This window comes from Brachybacterium sp. YJGR34 (assembly GCF_003347015.1).
Classification (GTDB): Bacteria; Actinomycetota; Actinomycetes; order Actinomycetales; family Dermabacteraceae; genus Brachybacterium.
This window is the reverse complement of sequence record NZ_PNFB01000003.1, coordinates 154,509-172,590: the sequence shown is the minus strand read 5'-3', so window position 1 is coordinate 172,590 and position 18,082 is coordinate 154,509. Positions and strand designations below refer to the sequence as shown.

The 18,082-nt window shown below is 73.7% G+C and carries 15 protein-coding genes; 10 read left to right on the top strand and 5 right to left on the bottom strand.

All coding sequences use genetic code 11. The annotated features are described in order from the left end of the window. The 6 genes from CXH06_RS04700 (at position 1) to CXH06_RS04675 (ending at position 8,602) form a co-directional block, all read left to right on the top strand. Positions 1 to 879, top strand: a complete 879-nt coding sequence (locus CXH06_RS04700; protein ID WP_114853993.1) for a carbohydrate ABC transporter permease — start codon at positions 1 to 3, stop codon at positions 877 to 879. Between the two features lies 1 nt (position 880). Next, the gene (locus CXH06_RS04695; RefSeq protein WP_114853992.1) at positions 881 to 1,714 is read left to right on the top strand and encodes a carbohydrate ABC transporter permease; all 834 of its coding nucleotides are present in this window, start codon (positions 881 to 883) and stop codon (positions 1,712 to 1,714) included. A 62-nt stretch (positions 1,715 to 1,776) separates the two neighbouring features. After that, positions 1,777 to 2,772, top strand: coding sequence for a glycoside hydrolase family 130 protein (locus CXH06_RS04690; protein WP_114853991.1), 996 nt, complete (start codon positions 1,777 to 1,779; stop codon positions 2,770 to 2,772). Positions 2,773 to 2,880: 108 nt separating this feature from the next. After that, entirely contained in the window at positions 2,881 to 3,846 is a 966-nt protein-coding gene (locus CXH06_RS04685) for a hypothetical protein (RefSeq protein WP_114853990.1), read from the top strand. A 248-nt stretch (positions 3,847 to 4,094) separates the two neighbouring features. Further along, a complete protein-coding gene (locus CXH06_RS04680; protein ID WP_114853989.1) occupies positions 4,095 to 4,802 on the top strand; it encodes an S-layer homology domain-containing protein in 708 nt (235 codons plus the stop codon). A 275-nt stretch (positions 4,803 to 5,077) separates the two neighbouring features. Beyond that, on the top strand, positions 5,078 to 8,602 hold the full coding sequence (locus CXH06_RS04675) for a S41 family peptidase (RefSeq protein ID WP_114853988.1): 3,525 nt from the start codon (positions 5,078 to 5,080) through the stop codon (positions 8,600 to 8,602). A gap of 56 nt (positions 8,603 to 8,658) precedes the next feature. Here CXH06_RS04675 and CXH06_RS04670 read toward each other — a convergent pair whose 3' ends face one another. After that, a complete protein-coding gene (locus CXH06_RS04670; RefSeq protein WP_114853987.1) occupies positions 8,659 to 9,042 on the bottom strand; it encodes a hypothetical protein in 384 nt (127 codons plus the stop codon). Positions 9,043 to 9,131: 89 nt separating this feature from the next. Between CXH06_RS04670 and CXH06_RS04665 the strand changes: the two genes are divergently transcribed. From CXH06_RS04665 to CXH06_RS04655, 3 genes are all read left to right on the top strand, one after another. Then, positions 9,132 to 10,082, top strand: a complete 951-nt coding sequence (locus CXH06_RS04665) for a LysR family transcriptional regulator (protein WP_114853986.1) — start codon at positions 9,132 to 9,134, stop codon at positions 10,080 to 10,082. Between the two features lie 88 nt (positions 10,083 to 10,170). Continuing rightward, on the top strand, positions 10,171 to 10,695 hold the full coding sequence (locus CXH06_RS04660) for a hypothetical protein (RefSeq protein WP_114854088.1): 525 nt from the start codon (positions 10,171 to 10,173) through the stop codon (positions 10,693 to 10,695). Positions 10,696 to 10,831: 136 nt separating this feature from the next. Further along, a complete protein-coding gene (locus CXH06_RS04655) occupies positions 10,832 to 11,833 on the top strand; it encodes a universal stress protein (protein ID WP_114853985.1) in 1,002 nt (333 codons plus the stop codon). Positions 11,834 to 11,861: 28 nt separating this feature from the next. Here the strand turns inward: CXH06_RS04655 and CXH06_RS04650 are convergent, their stop codons facing one another. Continuing rightward, on the bottom strand, positions 11,862 to 12,152 hold the full coding sequence (locus CXH06_RS04650; protein WP_114853984.1) for a DUF1905 domain-containing protein: 291 nt from the start codon (positions 12,150 to 12,152) through the stop codon (positions 11,862 to 11,864). A 193-nt stretch (positions 12,153 to 12,345) separates the two neighbouring features. Here CXH06_RS04650 and CXH06_RS04645 point away from each other — a divergent pair, with 193 nt between their 5' ends. Then, positions 12,346 to 13,836: a gluconokinase gene (locus CXH06_RS04645; protein WP_114853983.1), complete on the top strand. Its 1,491-nt coding sequence runs from the start codon at positions 12,346 to 12,348 to the stop codon at positions 13,834 to 13,836. 374 nt (positions 13,837 to 14,210) lie between these two features. Here CXH06_RS04645 and CXH06_RS04640 read toward each other — a convergent pair whose 3' ends face one another. From CXH06_RS04640 to CXH06_RS04630, 3 genes are all read right to left on the bottom strand, one after another. Beyond that, positions 14,211 to 15,488: a mannitol dehydrogenase family protein gene (locus CXH06_RS04640; RefSeq protein WP_114853982.1), complete on the bottom strand. Its 1,278-nt coding sequence runs from the start codon at positions 15,486 to 15,488 to the stop codon at positions 14,211 to 14,213. Then, on the bottom strand, positions 15,488 to 16,924 hold the full coding sequence (gene uxaC / locus CXH06_RS04635; protein WP_114853981.1) for a glucuronate isomerase: 1,437 nt from the start codon (positions 16,922 to 16,924) through the stop codon (positions 15,488 to 15,490). The genes CXH06_RS04640 and uxaC overlap by 1 nt, the downstream gene beginning before the upstream one ends. Positions 16,925 to 17,004: 80 nt before the next feature. Continuing rightward, positions 17,005 to 17,991, bottom strand: a complete 987-nt coding sequence (locus CXH06_RS04630; RefSeq protein WP_232820197.1) for a LacI family DNA-binding transcriptional regulator — start codon at positions 17,989 to 17,991, stop codon at positions 17,005 to 17,007. Between the last annotated feature and the right edge of the window lie 91 nt (positions 17,992 to 18,082).

Sequence of the window (18,082 nt, the reverse complement as noted above, 5' to 3'; positions counted from 1 at the left end):
ATGTTGACCAGAATCCTGGGCAAGCAGCCCTTCGGCCTCGCGCTCGCCGTCCCCTACGTCGTCTTTCTCGCCGTCGTGATGGCCTACCCCCTGGCCTACGCCGTGTGGATCTCCTTCTTCGACTACGTCTTCGCCGCCCCCGGCATGGACATCGACGCGGACTTCGTGGGCCTCGCCAACTACCAGGCGGCCCTCACCGATCCGCGAGTCCTGCAGTCCTTCGGCAACATCGCGATCTTCCTCGCGATCAACGTCCCGCTGACCGTGGTGCTCTCGATGATCCTGGCCTCGGCCCTGAACGCGGTGACGCGCTGGACGGCGGCCTTCCGGGTCGCCTTCTACGTCCCGTACGTGACCGCGAGCGTGTCCCTGATCGGCGTGTGGATGCTGCTGTTCTCGCAGGAGGGCCTGGTCAACACGATCCTCGGCCCTCTGGCACCGGATCCGTCGTGGCTGGTCAACGAGCACCTGGCGATGCCGTCGATCGCCCTGTACGTGACATGGAAGCAGCTCGGCTTCTACATCCTGCTCTACCTCGCCGCACTGCAGGCCGTCCCCGCGGAGCGCTACGAATCGGCGTCCACCGACGGCGCCGGGATCATCCAGCGGTTCTGGCACGTGACGGTGCCGGGGGTGCGCTCGACGACGCTGATCGTGCTGATCCTGTCGATCATCATCGGCGCGAACCTCTTCACCGAGCCCTATCTGCTGACCAACGGCGGCGGCCCCGACGGCGCCTCCAGCTCCCCGGTGCTCATGATCTACCAGAAGGGCATCCAGCAGGGGAACCCCGATGTCGCCTCGGCGATCGGCGTGATCCTCGTGATCGGGGTGGGCCTGCTCTCCCTGCTCTCCACCCGCCTGACGAAGGAGTCCTGACATGTCCCGCTCCCCCAAGCAGGTCGTGCTGTACCTGATCCTGGCGATCATGGCGCTGGGCTTCATCGCGCCGTTCTACTTCATGGTCGTCGGCGCCTTCCAGGAGAACCCCACCAACACCCCGGCGGACATGTTCCCCACCGGCGGATGGACCCTCGAGAACTTCGCGACCATCAACGAGCGCATCAACCTGCCGCGATCGCTGATGAACTCGCTCGTCTTCACCGCCGGCGTGCTGCTGGGCACGCTCACCTTCGGGCTGCTGGCCGGGTACTCCCTGGCGCGGCTGCGCTGGCGCGGGCGCAACGCCCTGTTCGTCATCATGCTGGGCGTGCAGATGGTGCCCTTCCAGCTGCTGATGATCCCGCTGTACGTGCAGGTCGCGTCCTACTACCAGCTGGGCGACACCTATGCCGGGATGATCCTGCCCTTCCTCATCAACACGACCGCCGTGTTCATCTTCCGCCAGTTCTTCCTGGGCCTCCCGGAGGAGATCTTCGAGGCCGCCCGCATCGACGGCGCCGGGGAGCTGCGGGTGCTCTGGTCGGTCGCGATCCCGATGGTCAAGCCCGCGATCGCCACGGTCGTGCTGATCACCTTCATCGGCCCGTGGAACGAATTCCTGTGGCCCTTCCTCATCACCAAGGACGCGGACACCCAGCCGCTGGCCGTGTCCCTGGCCAACTTCATCTCCAACTCGGCGCGCTCGGAGGCCAACCCCAACGGCGTCATCCTCGCCGGGGCCTGCGCCCTGGCCCTCCCCGTCGTCATCCTGTTCTGCCTGTTCCAGCGCCACTTCCGCCCCTCGGACCTGGGCGCCGCGGTGAAGGGCTGACCCCAGGCCGCCGCCCCGCCCGACTCCCCCATCGATCCATCACCTCTCCAGGAGACCCCGTCATGACCACGACCAGCCTCTTCGGCGACGCGCGCTTCCCGCTCGGCCCCTTCACGCCGTACCAGCACAACCCGATCCTGCGCCCCCGCGGCGACTCCTGGGAGTCGAGCAACCTCTACAACCCGGCGGCCCTCGTCGTCGACGACCGCGTGGTGCTGCTGTACCGGGCGCACGCGGAGGACATCGTCTCCCACATCGGCCTGGCGACCAGCACGGACGGGTACACCTTCGAGCGGGAGGACGCCCCGATCCTCTCTCCCGAGCACGACTACGAGCGCTACGGCTGCGAGGACCCTCGCATCGCGTTCATCGAGGGGACCTACTACCTCACCTACACCGGGTGGGACCGCGAGGAGGCGCAGCTGTGCCTGGCGACGTCGCAGGACCTGCGGGACTGGACGAAGCACGGCCCTCTGTTCGACGGCTTCAACACCTTCGCGGCGGTGCGCGAGGAGACCAAGCGCAACTGGTCGAAGGCCGGCGTGATCGTGCCCCAGAAGATCGACGGCCGCTGGTGGATGTACTTCGGCGAGGGGGCGATCTACTACGCCACCAGTGACGACCTCATCCACTGGACCCCCGGCGGCACCGACCAGGAGCCGATCTACATCCCCACGCCCGGAACCTTCGACGAGAGCCTGGTCGAGATCGGCACCTCCCCCGTCCTGACCGACACGGGGCTGCTGGTGATGCTCACCAACGGCGCCGTCCGCACGGTCCACGAGGACGGCACCGTCGATGTCGACTACCGCTGCGGCCAGATCGCCATCGACCCCGCTGAGCCCACCCGGATCCTGGCCCGCCTGCAGGAGCCGTGGCTGCGCCCCCAGACCTTCGAGGACACCCACGGCCTGGTCTCCAACGTCACCTTCGTCGAGGGGCTGGTGAAGTTCCGCGGGACGTGGCTGGCCTACTACGGCCAGTCGGACACCACCCTCGCCGTCGCCGTGGCCGATCCGGCGGCGCCCTTCGGCACCGGGATGGTCGCCGACGGCTGAGCTCGCCGGGGAGGGCCGCGCAACCCCTTTCCCGGACCCCTGCCGTCCCGTAGGGTGAGGGCTCGCGGGCACCTGTCGGAGCCCTCAGCACCCGCACGAAGGACCACGATGCCCGCGTCGCAGCTCGTCGCCGTTCCGGCCGCGCCCGCTGCACCCCTCCCCGCGGGAGGCGCCGAGGGTCCCCCGGGGACCGAGGCCTCGCGCCGCCTGCTGGCACCGGCGCTCGAACCGCGACCGCTGACCCTGTGGGGCTCCTCGTCGATGAGCTCCGAGGGCGGGGCGAACGCCACCCCGCTCCCGGTGCGCCTCCACGAGCATCTCGCGCTGGCCCTCGCCCCGGCACCGGTCCACGCCTACGGCGTCGGCGCCACCCGCTCGGGGCACACCCTGCTCATGCGCGGCCTGGACACCCCGCGTCTGCGGCGCCTGGCCGACCCCTCGCCCGAGGACGGCCGGGTGCCCGTCGCGCTCGACTCCGGGCTCGCCCCCGCCGGGCCGATCCGGATCCCCGGCGCCGTGGACGGCGCGCCCGGCGCCCTCGACGGCAGCAGCGGCTCCTGGTTCTTCGTGCCCGAGGACCCCGCCTCGACCGGCGGCGAGGGCATCTTCACCTCCTCGCTGGCCCGCCGCACGGAGGACTCGCGCCAGGTGCTGTGGACGGGCAAGAACAACATCCTGGAGGTCGCGCAGGTCCTCGAGGACACCCAACGCCTCTGGGACGCGGCCCCCGACCCCGCCCAGGACACGCTGGTGCTCGGCCACTGGCCCACGCCCTTCGACCCGATCGGCTCCGAGACCGCCGAGGCGGTGGCCGCCGTGAACGAGGAGCAGAGCCGCCGCTACGGCCGGCACTTCCTGGATCTCGCAGCCCTGCTGACCGGCGAGGAGGGCCTGTGCTGCGCACCGCTGGCCCCGCTGCGCCTGCTCGAGCAGGCCGCGACCCATGACGCGCTGGCCGAGGGCGTGGTCCCCGCGGCCCTGCGGGCGCCGGACGACATCCACCTCAACGGCTGGGGGAACCTGGCCGTGACCTGGGCGATCGTGCACCGTATGCGGGAGCTGAGGTGGCTGTGAGGCGACCTCCCGCGCCTCGTCTGCGCCCCGAAGGTCCCCGGACGCCCGCCGCGACCGGGGCGGAACCCCGCCGTCCCCCTGCCGCCGCCGGGGCGGACCCGCGCCGGACTCCGACCGCCGGCGGAGCGGATCCCCGCCTCCTCCCGGCCGCCGGGGCGACCCCCCGCCGAACCTCGGCCGTCGGCGGAGCACAGCCACCCCCGGAGCGACGGGGCGGGACACGCAGTGGCCGGCCCGCTCGCCGCGCGATGCTGCTGGGCGGCGCGGCGGCCGCGATCACCGTCCCGGTCGCCACGGGGGCGCTCCTCACTCGGGAGCGGTCCGGGGCCTCGGCGCCGGCGGCCTCGGCGGATGCCGCACCCCCGGCGCCGGCCGCCGCCCCGTTCGAGGACGTCGCGGCGGACCATCCCGGGGCCTCGGCGATGCTCTGGGCCCATGAGACCGGGGTGCAGCCGGCGTCGACGGAGACCGCCTACCGCCCCGATGCCGAGGTCTCCCGCGGCGATCTGGCGCTCGCGCTCCACCGCCTCGCCGGCGCACCCGAGGTCTCCTTCGACGCCGCGTCGGCGGTGCTCGTCGACCTCGGCGCGGACGGCGACCGGGCCGCCGCGCAGCTGTGGCTGCACGGCCGCGGGGTGCTGTGGGGAGATGCCGAGCTGCGGGTGCGGCCGGAGGACCCCGCGACCCGCGCCGACGCCGCCGCCCTGCTCACGGCCCTGCTGCGTCCGGCGCTGGCCGGATTCGGCGCCGTCTGGGAGATCCCGTCCGAGGTCGCGCTCCCCGAGGGGACCGAGCCCGGATCCGTCCTGCGGGACGTCGCCTGGCTCGCGGCCGCGGGGATCGGCCCCGCCGCGGAGGACGTCGCGTCCTGGAGCGGGGATCCGGCCGTGACCCGGGCGGAGCTGGCCCAGTGGCTGCACCGCGCGGACGGCGCGGCGGTCGACGCGAGCAGCTGACACCCCGGCGCCGGGCGCCATGCCCCATGCCCCATGCCCCATGCCCCATGCCCCATGCAGGCAACTTCACCGTGTTATGGAGCCCCAGTTCCACGGTGAAGTTGCCTGCAGCAAGGCTGCCCCCGGCACCCGGCACCCGCCGTCCCTTCCTCCGCTCTCGCCCCCGCACCCGGCCTCCCCCCCCACCGACTGCGGCCCCAGCCCCCGCCTGCGCGAGCGGTCTCCGACCGGGCGAACTCGGCCCCTGTGACGGGGCCCGCACATAGAGTTGGCCCATGTCGACCACACCTGCCCATGCCGCGTATCTCCGCCACCCCGATGTCCGGGGTGACCTGCTGACCTTCACCGCCGCGAATGACGTCTGGCTCGCCGGGCTGGAGGGCGGGCGCGCCTGGCGGCTGACCGACGAGGGCGCCCCGGTCGGCTACCCGCGCTTCTCGCCCGACGGCACCCACGTCGCCTTCACCTCGCGCGCCTCCGGCGGCCCGGAGGTCTGGGTCGTGCCCACCGACGGCGAGGTCGCTCCGCGCCGCCTGAGCTTCTGGGGGCGGCCGGCCACGAAGGTGGTCGGCTGGCTGCCGGACGGCCGCATCGTGGCCTCCACGAGCTACGCCGCCCCGCTGGCCCGGGACGCGCAGCTGTGGGCGCTCGATCTCGAGGGCACTGCCGAGCTGCTGCCGCTGGGCCGGTCCGGGGAGGTGGCGATCCACCCCTCGGGCACCACGGTCGTGGCCACCCCATGGCGCCGTGACCAGGCCTCCTGGAAGCACTACCAGGGCGGCACCGCGGTGAAGCTCTGGATCTCCCACGAGGACGTGCCGCTGGACGCCCCCGCCGCGGCGCACGCCGCCCGACCCTGGGAGCCGCTGCTGGACGAGCTGCTCGCCTCCCGGCTGCGGATCGCCTGGTACGGGGACCGCCTGCTCTTCGCCTCGGACACCCCCGGCCCCGGCGCCGCGCGGAACGATCGCGCCTCCGCGAACCTCTGGTCGGTCGCGCTGGACGGGACCGACCTGCAGGTCCACACCACGCTGAGCTCCGAGCAGGGCTATCTGCGCGAACCCGCGACCGATGGCCGCACCATCGTGTTCAGCTCCCGCGGGCGCCTGTTCGCGATGGACTCCCTGGAGGCGGCACCGCGGGAGGTCGAGATCCACGCCTCGGGCGTGGGCTCGGCCCGTCGGCCGCGCCCGGCCTCCCCCTCCTCGAACCTGCTGGCCATGCGCCCGGTGCACGATGCCCGCGCGAGCGTCGTGGAATGGCGGGGCAGCGCCCACGTCCTCACCCACCGCGGCGGGCCCGCCCGGCTGCTCGCCGGGACCTGCGGTCTGCGCCTGCGCGAGGTGCGCCCGCTGGGTCGCACGCCGTACGCCCTGTTCGTCTCCGACGTCGAGGCCGTCGCGGACCGGGAGTCCGGCGGCGTGGGCTCCGACGTCCTGGCCCTCGCCCGGCTCGACGGCGGCGGCGAGGAGATCCGCCTGCCGCTCGGGGAGGTGGGCCGCATCCTGCACGCCCTCCCCTCGCCCGACGGCTCCCGGATCGCGATCTCCACCCACGACAACGTGCTGCGCCTGGTGACCCTGCGCGGGCTCACCGATCCCGCCCGCAGCGCGGCGGCCGCGCCACGGGGCGAGGGCGCGCCGGCCGCGGGGGCCTCCGCTTGGGAGCAGGATGCACAGACCGCCGTCGACGTCCCGCAGCTGGACCACGTGCGCGAGGTGGGCCGCTCCTCGGGTGGCGAGATCCGCGACCTGGCCTGGTCCCCGGACGGCCGCTGGCTGGTCTGGGCGGAGCCGAACTCCTGGCAGCTCAGCCGCCTGATGCTATCGGACACCGAGGATCCCGAGCCCACCGGTCGTGCGCTGACCTCGGGCAAGTACCAGGACACGGCACCCGCCTTCAGCGCCGACGGCAAGCACCTGGCGCTGCTGTCCCTGCGCACCTTCGAGACGGTGTACGACGACATGGTCTTCGACCTCGGCTTCGTCAACGCCGAGCGGCCCGTCCTCATCCCGCTCGAGCGCAGCACCCCCGATCCCTTCGGCCCGCATCCCGACGGCTGGGGCCCCGCCGCGGACGGCGCGAAGGACGGCGGTCCCGCGGGGGCCGCGAGCGAGGAGCACGCCGCGGCGGCGGGCTCGAGCGCCGCGTCGTCGGCCCCGGCGGGCGGCCATGCCGCCGACTCCACGAGCGCCGCCGGCGCCGACGACGCCTCCCGTCCTCCCCGTACCGGCATCGACCTCGCGGACTTCGAGTCGCGCCTGGTCCCCTTCCCGGTCGTCTCCGGCTCCTACTCGCACCTCACCGCGGTCAGCGGCGGCTTCGTCTGGCTGCGCCACCCGCAGCAGGGCGTGCTGGGCAGCGCCCGCGCCGGCGTCGAGGGCGAGGCCCCGGCACCCACGCTCGAGCACTGGAGCCTCGCGGACCGGAAGCTCACCGTGCTCGCCGAGGGCGTCACCGATCTCGCCGCCTCCGGAGACGGCGAGACGCTCGTGATCACACAGGGCGAGAACTGGGTGCAGGTGCCCGCGCAGCGCAAGGTCGAGGACGAGGACCCCTCGCGCGTGGTCATCGACACCGGACGCCTGCGCCTGACCGTCGACCCGGTCGCCGAGCGGCGCGGCATGCTCTGGGACAACTACCGGATCATGGCGCAGCAGTTCTGGCGGGCGGACATGGACGGCATGGACTGGCACGCCATGACCTCCTGGTACGACCCGGTGATCGAGCGCCTGGTCACCGAGGACGACGTCCAGGACATGATGTGGGAGGTCCAGGGCGAGCTGGGCACCTCCCACGCCTACGTCATGGGGGCTCCCTACACCGCCGATCCGCCGATGCTGCCGGCCTACCTCGGCGCCGACGTCGAGCGCCGGGACGGCCGCTGGGTGATCACCCGGATCCTGCCCGGCGACTCCTCGGATCCCGAGGCCCGCTCCCCGCTGCTCGCGCCCGGCGTGGGCGCCGAGGTGGGCGACGCGATCCTCCGCGTCGACGGCCGCCCCGTGCACCGGGAGGGCGTGGAGGCCGCGCTGGTCGGCGCCGCGGGCAAGCCCACCGAGCTGGTGCTGCTGCGCGACGGCGCCGAGCACCGGGTGGCGGTCACGCCCCTGGCCGACGACTCCGCGCTGCGCTACCAGGCCTGGGTCGACTCGCGTCGCGCCCTGGTCGACGATCTCTCCGAGGGCCGGCTGGGCTATCTCCACATCCCGGACATGGTCTCCTCCGGCTGGGCGCAGATGCACCGTGACCTGCGCGCGGCCACCACCAAGGAGGGCCTGGTGGTGGACGTGCGCTACAACAGCGGCGGCCACACCTCGCAGCTGGTCACCGACCGCCTCGCCCGGCGGGTGCTGTCCTGGGACTACCCGCGGCACGAGACGCCCGGCACCTATCCCGCCTTCGCGCCCCGCGGTGCGGTGGTGCTGGTGACCAACCAGGAGGCGGGATCCGACGGCGACATCGTGGGCGCGGTCTCGCGGGCGATGCGGATCGGACCGGTCATCGGCACCCGCACCTGGGGCGGCGTGATCGGCATCGACGGCCGCTACGATCTGGTCGACGGCACCGGCGTCACCCAGCCGAAGTACGCCAGCTGGTTCCGGGGCGAGGACTGGGCGATCGAGAACTACGGCGTGGAGCCGGACATCGAGGTGCCGCTGCCGCCGAACGCCTGGGTGGCCGGGGAGGACCCGCAGCTGGCCCGCGGGGTCGACGAGGCGCTCGCGCTGCTCGAGCAGTCCCCTGCAGCGGTCGCACCGCCGCTGCCGGCGCCGCGCTTCGGCCGCTCCGAGGGCTGAGCCGCCCGGCGTCGGGGCCGGGCCCGGCCGCGAGCGCGGTGCGGACCCGGTCCGGGTCAGCCCCGCGCCGGGCTCGGCATCGCCCGGTGCTGCGCAGCGGGCGTCGGCGCCGCCTCGGACGGCGCGAGCACCGCCGCGGCCGGCGTGGCCGCCGACATGGCGGGCTCCGGCGACTCCGCCTCGGGGTCTCGGAGGACCGTCCCGGCACCTCCGCCCTCGGGCGCGATGCGGGCCATCGGCTGGGTGGCGTCGGGCCGGAGCTCGCGGGCCACGAGCGCGTCCGCGCTCGCGATCCGGGCCGCCCAGGAGCGGTCCCGACCCGCGCCGTGCCCCGCCGGGCCGGCGATCGCGGACGCGAGCAGGCGGGTGAGCCCGCCGAGCACCACGGCGAGGACGGCGAGGAGGACGATCAGGACGAGGCCGGTCAGTGCGGAGGTCATACCGCGATCCTGCGCCGACCATCCCGTCAGCACAAGCGATGATTCGCACTCCTCTGTTCAGCATCGCTGCACAGACGTAGGCTCGGTCCATGCTCGATCCCGTGAAGCTCCGCGTCCTGAGGTCCGTCGTCGAGACCGGCAGCATCCGCGCCAGCGCCGAGGCGCTCGGCTACACGCCCTCTGCCATCAGCCAGCACCTGACCAGTCTGCGCCGGGAGACCGGGCTGGAGCTGGTGGAGCGCTCCGGCCGAGGGATCACCGTCACCGTGCAGGCACGGACCCTCGCCGTCGAGGCCGGCCGTGCCCTCGACGCGCTGAGCGCCCTGGACCGCACCGTGGAGGATCTCCGCGCCGGGCGCACCGGCACCCTCCGCCTGGGCTACGCGATCTCCATCGCCTCCAGCTGGGTGCCCGAGCTCGCCCATGACGTGCGCCGCCGCTTCCCCGACCTGCGCCTGGACCTCGTCCTGCGCGACTGCACCAGCGACGACCTGGTCGCCGAGGGGATGGACATCGTCGTGGGCGAGGGGGCCGGGGCGGCCTCGCGCGAGGACTGGGAGCTCCAGGAGCTGCTCGAGGAGGGGTACGTCGCGATCGTCGGCGCCCAGCACCCCCTCGCAGGACGCACCACCGTGCCGCTCAAGGAGCTGGCGGCGGAGGCCTGGGTGACCGACGACCCGCTGGACTCGCACTGGTTCGACCGCATCGGCGCCTCGTGCCGCGCCGCCGGGTTCACGCCGCGCGTCGAGGTCAATCCCCACGACTTCGCGACCGTGCTGGGATTCGTCGCCACCGGCGACTACGTGACGGTGCAGCCCTCGGTGATCTCCCGCGACCTGCGCGCCGACGTGGTCGCGATCCCGCTCGCCCCGCCCGCGCCGCGGCGCCGGCTGTGCCTCCAGGTGCGCCGTGCCGTGGCCCGCAATCCCGCCGCGCAGCACATCGTCTCCTCTCTCCACACCATGGCCGCCCGCCGCGCCCGGGAGATCCCGGGCCTGGTGGACCTCTCGATCCCTCCGCACCCCACCACCGCCGGCTGAGCCGCTCCCTCGCCACCACGCGCGCCACCCCGGGAGCACAATGGCGGTGTGCCGCGCCGCGACCGGCGGCGCCCGGAAGGAGACTCTCGTGCATGCACCGGACATCGACCAGCGGATCCTCGACCTCCCTGTCGCCGTGGACCTCACCGAGGGCGCGGTCCTCCTCGAGGTGGACCTCTCCGGCACCTCGGAGCAGATCTGGGCGCACCTCACCGATCCGGAGCTGCTGGCGACCTGGTCCCCGGTGGTGCCCGAGCGGCCGCTGACCGAGGTGGGCCCCGTGCTCGCGCGGGAGGAGCCCGGCGCCGAGGCCTTCGCCGCGGACGTGGTCGCCATCGCCGGCGAGCACGCCCTGAGCCACCGATTCGGCGACGACCTGCTGGAGTGGCTCGTCGACGAGGCGCGCGCGACGCTGAAGATCGACCTCGCGGACCCTTCCTCCGCCGCCCTGCAGGTGACCGGCTGGCAGGTCTGCCTCGGCGTGCTCGATGCGCGGCTCGACGGGCAGGACCAGGAGCGGATCGTGGGCCGCGATGCGCTCGACCACGGGTGGGAGGAGCTGCTCACGCGCCACGCCGAGGAGCTGGGCCTTCCCGCGCGGCCCGCCAAGTGATCGCGGTCCGCCGTCCGACCGGGACCTTTGCCGTGACGCCGGTGGCGCAGGTCACTACCATGGAACCATCGCCGACGGATCTCGACCACGGGGGCACCGTCGCCGATCGCTGAACGCCCCCGACGGGAGGGCCGTGATGAACGACGACATCCGCACCTCGATGTCCGCAATCCCCTATGACCCCGCCTCGCGGCCGCTCGGCGTGCTGATCGGCTACGACGGCTCCGAGCAGTCCGTCCTCGCCCTCCACTACGCCGCGCGCGCGGCGCTGCGCGCCGGCAGTCGGCTCACGGTGGTCTCCGCCTTCACCGTGCCGACGATGCTGTACACGACGGCCGCGGCGATCCCGCCGGTCCCGGAGGACGTGGCCCGCGAGGCCGCCGCCCGCGAAGTGCTGGAGGAGGCGAGGGACCGCCTCGCCGGCTATCCCGGCCAGATCGAGCTGCGCGCCGAGCAGGGCGACGCCGCCGGGGTGCTGGTGCGCCTCTCGGCCGACGCCCGTCTCGCGGTGGTCGGCGCACGCGGCCGGGGCGGGTTCCTGGGCCGGCTCCTGGGCTCCGTCTCCTCGGCCCTGCCCTCCCATGCGCACTGCCCCACCGTGGTGGTCCCGACGCAGTACGTGATCGGCGAGGGGACGGGCGCGGAGCGCTTCGCGCGGGTGGACGACGATGCGCCCGTCGTCGCCGGCACCGACCGCTCGCCGCAGGGCGCGCTGGCGACCCGCTTCGCCGCCCAGGCGGCGATGGACCGCCTGGCGCCGCTGCACCTGACGCTCGCCCTGCCCCCGATGGAGAGCCTGGGCGGCTGGTATCCCGAGATGGTCCTGGACCCGCGGGTGGTCGAGCAGCGGCACCAGCAGCTCGAGGAGAGCCTCGCCGAGGACGCCGAGCACCTGCGACAGGAGTTCCCCGCACTGCAGGTCACCACCGAGGTCCTGGTCGGCGATCCGATCGCGCAGCTGGTGGAGCATTCCCGCACGGCGCAGCTGGTGGTGGTGGGCACGCGCGGGCACGGCCGCATGGCCAGCGCCCTGCTGGGCTCCGTCTCCCGCGGCCTGCTGCAGCGCGCCGAGGGTCCCGTGCTGGTGGTCCCCGATCTCAGCACGCCCACCGGGAAGTCCCCGCACCGGCCGCGCTGAACGTGCGGAGCTCGATGCGGTACGGCGGTCACCCCTCGCCGATCCGCAGGTCGGCGCGGACCTCGTCGCCCAGGTCCACCTGCTCGGCGCGCTGCACCGCCAGCTTCACCGGCACCAGGTAGCCGCCGTCGCGCGGGAAGAGGGAGGTGGTGTACTCGGTCGCGCCGATCCGGACCGTCGCGGGGATCGCGCCCCAGCCGTAGGTGACCTCGCGGGCGATCGCGGCGATCGCGTCCACCTCCTCCGCGGGCACCGGGAGGAACACGAAGGGCGCGGGCCCGCGCCACTCGATCAATGTCCCGGTCACCGCGAGTCGCATGGCGCGAGCCTAGCGACGGTCCCCGCCCACGGCCAGGTCCCCGGGGCCCCCGCAGGGCGACCGCCGGAGCGCTGGCAACCGGCGGCGCGGCCTCTGCGCCCGCTGCGGCAGCTCGTATGCTGGCTCGGCAGCCCGCGCCGCCGCCCGGTGCCCGGTGCCGCGCAGGTGACCCCGACGATCGCAGGAGATCTCCATGCCCCGCTTCAGCATCCCGGCCACCGACGCCCAGGGACCCCTGGTCGTCGGCATCGACATCGGCTCCGGCGGCACTCGCACCGCCGTGTACGACGTCTCGGGCCGTGAGGTCGGCAAGCGCACCCACAAGGAGGTGCACGCCTTCACGGTCGACGACGACGGCACCAGCGTCATCGACGCCGACCAGGTCGTCGAGGAGATCCGCACCTCGCTCGCCGCGGTCCTGGGCAAGGGCGCGCTGCCCGGCGAGATCCTCGCCATCGGCGTGGACACCTTCGCCTCCTCCCTGGTGGGCGTCGACACCGCGGGGCGCGCCGTGACCCCGTGCATCACCTACGCGGACACCCGCTGCCATGCGCAGGTCGCCGAGCTCTCCGAGACCCTCGACGTCCCCGCGCTGCACGAGCGCACCGGCGCGCGCCTGCACTCCTCCTACACCGCGCCGCGGATCCAGTGGCTGCGCGAGGAGCATCCCGAGCTCTTCGCACGCACCGAGCGCTTCATGGCCCTCGGCGAGTACGCGGCCTTCCGGCTGCTGGGCACTCCCGCGCTGGGAACCGCCTCGGCCGCCTGGTCCGGCATGATCGACCGTCGCACCGGCGAGTACGTGCCCGAGCTGCTCGAGGCCCTGGGCATCGACGCGTCGATGATGGGCGACCCGCTGGACCCCTCGGAGGCGCTGCCCGTCGAGGGCACCCCGCTGGCCGCCGAGTTCCCGCAGCTGCGCCGGGCGGTGTGGCTGCCCGTGATCGGCGACGGCCTCGCCGCGAACATGGGCATCGGCGCACTGGGCACCGGCACCTGGGGGATCTCCACCGCGACCTCCGGGGCGATCCGCCAGCTGCTGGACACCGAGATCCCCACCCTGCCCAGCGGACTGTGGGCCTACCGCGTGGACCGGCAGCGCACCCTGGTGGGCTCCGCGATGAGCGACTGCGGTCGGGTGCTGGACTGGTGCCGGAACGAGCTGGCCATGCCCTACGACATCGACGCCACCGACACCGAGACCCTGTTCTCCGGCCCGCCCTCGCCCGGCACCCCTCTGGTGGTCCCCTTCTTCTCCGGCGAGCGGGGCACGAAGTGGCGCGGCAGCTCGCGGGCGCTGATGGCGAACGTGGGCGCCTCCACCACCTGGAAGGACATGCTGCGCGGGTCGATGGAGGGCGTGGCCCTGTCCTTCCTGCGCATCGCCGACCAGATGCGCGAGGCCGGCGGCGAGCCGGAGCGGATCGTCCTCTCCGGCGGCATGACCGGCGCGATCCCCGGCTGGCTGCACCTGCTCTCCGACGCGCTCGGCGCCCCCATCGACCACGTCGCCATCTCCCGCTCGACCATGCGCGGCGCCGCGGTGCTCGCCCTCGAGCAGGCCGCACCCGGCGTGGATGTGGCCGAGGTCCCGGTGCTCTCCCGCGTGGAGCCGGTCGCGGGGAACCAGGACTACTACCGCGAGCGGCTCGAGCGCTTCGAGGCGCTGGCCGACCTGGCCTGATCGCGGACAGCGGCGCGACGGGTCGCTGCCGTCAGATGCGCCGCCTGGGGACCCCAGAACGGCGCATCTGACCTCCGTGGCCCGCACCCGGGCCTCCAGCGGCGGGTCACTGCTGTCAGATGTGCCGCTCGGAGACCGCTGAGCGGCGCATCTGACATCGGTGGCTCGCGTCCGGACCACGACGACCGGATCGAGCCTGTGGAACCACGCGGTGAGCGCGGGTTCATCGCCCCCTCCGACTGGCCCGATCGGTGCGAACGAGCGGGGCGGCGCCGAGACGCAGATCGAGCTGGTCATAGGGTCCGGTGAGCCGCGGCTTTCCGGACCGTATGACCAGCTCGATCGTCTGAGGTGGGCGCGCGGGCCCAGCCCGATCAGCTCCGCGGCAGGCGCGCCTCCGCGGCCACCACGGCCCCGACCAGCGGGTCCTCGGCGCCGACGCCCAGCAGTGCCAGCAGCGCGGCCACCCGCTCGGTCTCGCCCTCGATCGCGGCGGCCGCGGCGATCTCCGCGGCCCGCGGGTCGGCCACCTCGTGCCCGGCCCGCACCCGCGAGGTCACCCACGCGGTCCAGGCGGCGACGGCGGCGACCTCTCCGGGCGCCTCCGACGGCCCGCCCCGCTCGGCGATGACGGGCAGCGCGCGCACGGGCAGCTTGGCGGTGCCGTCGGCGGCGATCCGGATGAGGTTGTCGGCGAGGCGGGGGTTGCGGAACCGCTCCTCGAGCGCGCGGGTGTAGGCGTCGAGCTCCTCGGCCGGCAGCGGCAGCGTGGAGCGGGCCTCGGCCCACAGCTCCTCGACCAGGGCGCGCACCTCGCGGTGGGCGATCGCCTCGTCCACGCGCTGCACGCCCGCCACCTGGCCGGCGTAGGCCATGAGCGAATGGGCCCCGTTGAGCAGGCGCAGCTTGCGGGTCTCGTGGACGGCGATGTCGTCCGTGAACTGCGCGCCGGCCTTCTCCCAGGCGGGGCGTCGGCCACGGAAGCGGTCCTCGAGGACCCACTCGCTGAAGGGCTCGGTGACCACCGGGGCGGCGTCGTCGAAGCCGGTCTGGGCGAGCACGGTCGCCACGGCGCCGTCATCGGCGGCCGGGGTGATCCGGTCGACCATGGTGGAGATGACGTCCACGTGGTCGACGAACCAGGCTCGGGTGGGCTCGTCGAGCTCGGCGAGCACGGCCTCGCGCAGCACCTCGCCGTTGCCGGTGAGGTTGTCGCAGGAGACCAGGGCGATCGGCTCCTCGACGCCGGCCTCGCGCCGCGCGCCGAGGCCCCGCGCGATGCGGGCCGGGGCGGAGGTCGCGGGGTCGGAGCCCGCGGCGTAGCCCTTCTCGGTGATGGTCAGGGTGACCACGGCGGTGAAGGGATCGGCGAGCAGGCGCACCAGCTCGTCGACGTCGGAGGCGGGATGGACGGCGTCGAGGACGTCCACGACGCGCACCTCGTCCGCCTCCGGCCCGCGGACGATGAGGCCGTAGCGGCCGCGCTGGGCGGTGAGCGTCTCGGCCATGTCCGCGGAGCGCCCCGTGAAGGCCACGACGGACCAGCCGCCGGCGATCTGGGTGTCCAGCAGCGTGTGGGCGCGGGCGAAGTTGCCGATGCCGAGGTGGACCAGGCGGCCCACGTCGGACGGCGAGGCGGGGGTGGAAGTCATCAGGCGGTCTCTCCTCCGTCGCCGAGGCGGAAGACCTCGCGCGGCTGCTGGGTGGGCAGGGTGGACACCAGCTCCGTCGCGTCCTCCAGACGCATCCGGTGCTCGGCGACCAGCCCCGCGAGGTGGGTGGCGTCGAGCCGGCGAGCCATGTCGTGGCGCGCCGGGATCGAGCAGAAGGCGCGGGTGTCGTCGATGAAGCCGCTGGTGCGGCTGTAGCCGATGGTCTCGGAGACGGCCCGGCGATAGCGGAGAATCGCATCCGGCGAGTCGATGAACCACCACGGCGCCCCCGCGTACACCGAGGGGTACACGCCGGCCAGCGGCGCGATCTCCCGGGAGAAGACGGTCTCGTCGATGGTGAACAGCACGGTGCGGAAGCCGGGGTGGTGGCCCACGTCGTTGAGCATCGGGCGGATGTGGTGGACGAAGTCCACGGCCACCGGGATGTCGAAGCCGACGTCGGGGCCGAACCGCTCGAAGGTGGCGGTGTCGTGGTTGCGCAGCACCGCGGGGTGGATGGTCATGACCAGGCCGTCCTCGGCCGCGAGGCGCGCCTGGTCGGCGAGCAGGTGGCGGCGCAGGGCGACCGCCTCGTCGGCGGAGATGGCGCCGGACAGGGCCGCGCCGTACAGACGGCGGGCGTCCTCGAGGGCGAGCCGCTCGGTGCCGGGGTCGATGTGGGCGTGGTCGGAGGAGACCGCGCCGTGATCGCGGAAGTACTGGCGGCGGATCCGCATCGCCTCGAGGTGGCCGTCATAGCTGGAGGTGTCCACGCCCGCAGCCTCGCCGAGCGCCGCGACGAGGGCGCCGAAGTCCTCCCGGGCGGGCTCGAGGTACTTGTCCGGACGGAACGTGGGGATCACGCGGCCGGCGAAGGAGGCGTCCGCGGCGAGCGCGTCGTGCGGGGAGAGGTCGTCGACCGGATCGTCGGTGGTGGCCATGACCTGGATCCCGAACTGCTCGAAGAGCGCACGGGGCCGGAACTCGGGGCGGGTGAGCTTCTCGGCGATCTCGTCGTACATCGCCTCGGCAGTGCGCGGGCTGAGCACGGTCTCCAGGCCGAAGACCTCGTGGAACTCGTGCTCCATCCAGTAGCGGGAGGGGGTGCCGGCGTAGGCGTGCCAGTGCTCGGCCAGCAGGCTCCAGGCGCGGCGGGAGGCGGACTCCGTCAGCGGGCCCTGGCCCACACCGAGATCGGCGAGGTCCACGCCGCGGGCGTGCATCAGGCGGTTGACGTAGTGGTCCGGCGTGATGAACAGCGAGGTGGGGTCGGTCCAGGGCTCGTCGTCCAGCAGCAGCCGGGGATCCACGTGGCCGTGGGGGGAGATGATCGGCTGATCCTTCTCGAGCGCGTAGAGGCTGCGCGCGATCTCCCGGACGGCGGGGTCGGCGGGGAGCAGTCGGTCGGGGTGCGGCACGAAGGCGTCGTTGCTCATGCGCTCATCCTCGCAAGGGCTCGCCGGGGAGGAGGCAGGGTTGTCACCGGTTGCCGCCCCGGCATCCCGGGGATGCCGCGTCAGTCCTGGTCACGGGGCCCTGTCGAGCCGCGGGGCACGAGGCGCACGGGCAGCGACCCCTCCACCGGGGCACGCAGGGAGGAGGGGTTCTCGATCCGCCGCACCAACCGCTCCACGGCCGCGCGGCCCTGCGCCCGCTTGGGGCTGACCACCGTGGTGAGCCCGCCGCCGATGTGCCGGGCGAGCAGGATGTCGTCGTGGCCCATGACGGACAGCTCCCCCGGCACCCGGACCCCGGCCCGCAGCGCGGAGACCAGGAAACCGAAGGCGATGAGGTCGTTGTAGCAGACCACGGCATGGGGCAGCGCATCCTGCAGCTCCTCGAAGGCCTGCTCGCCGCCGGCGGTGGTGGGCGGGAAGGGACCGTGGCGCTGGACCTGCAGGTCGTGGACGCGGGCGGCGGCGCGGGCAGCCCGCCAGCGCTCCCCGTCGGACCAGGAGTTCACGGGCCCGGAGAGGTACGTGACGGTGCGGGTCCCGTTCTCGGCCAGATGGCTCATGGCCTGCTCCATGCCGTGCTCGAAATCCGGGGTGACCGAGTCCAGCCCGGCCACGCGGCGGTTGAGCACCACCACGGGGATCCGCTTGGTGAGGTGGGTGAGGGCGGCGTCGGAGAGCCGGGTGCCGGACAGGACGATGCCGTCCACCACGGAGATCGCGCTCTCGAGGCTCGAGCGCTCCCGATCCTCGTCCTCGACGGTGTCCAGCAGGATCAGCAGGTAGCCCAGCTCGTGCGCGGCCTCCTGCATGCCGGAGACGATCTCGGCGAAGTAGGGGTTGGTGAGGTCCGGGACCTCGATGCCGAGCCGGTGGTGGCGCTCGGCGCGCTCCTGGGCGGGCGGGGCCGTGGTGCGGTAGTCGAGCTCCTTGGCGGCGGCCATCACCTTCGCGTGGGTCGCGGCGCTGACCCGGCCGGGCCGCGAGAACGCCCGGGAGACGGTCGAGGGGGCCACCCCGGCGCTCTTCGCGACGTCGTAGATGGTCACGCGCTTGTCCGCCACCTGCCCTCGGCTCCGTTCCCGCCTGCTCGGCCTCGCCCGTCCTGCACTTCGGCGGCAACTCTACCGGCGCGCTCGG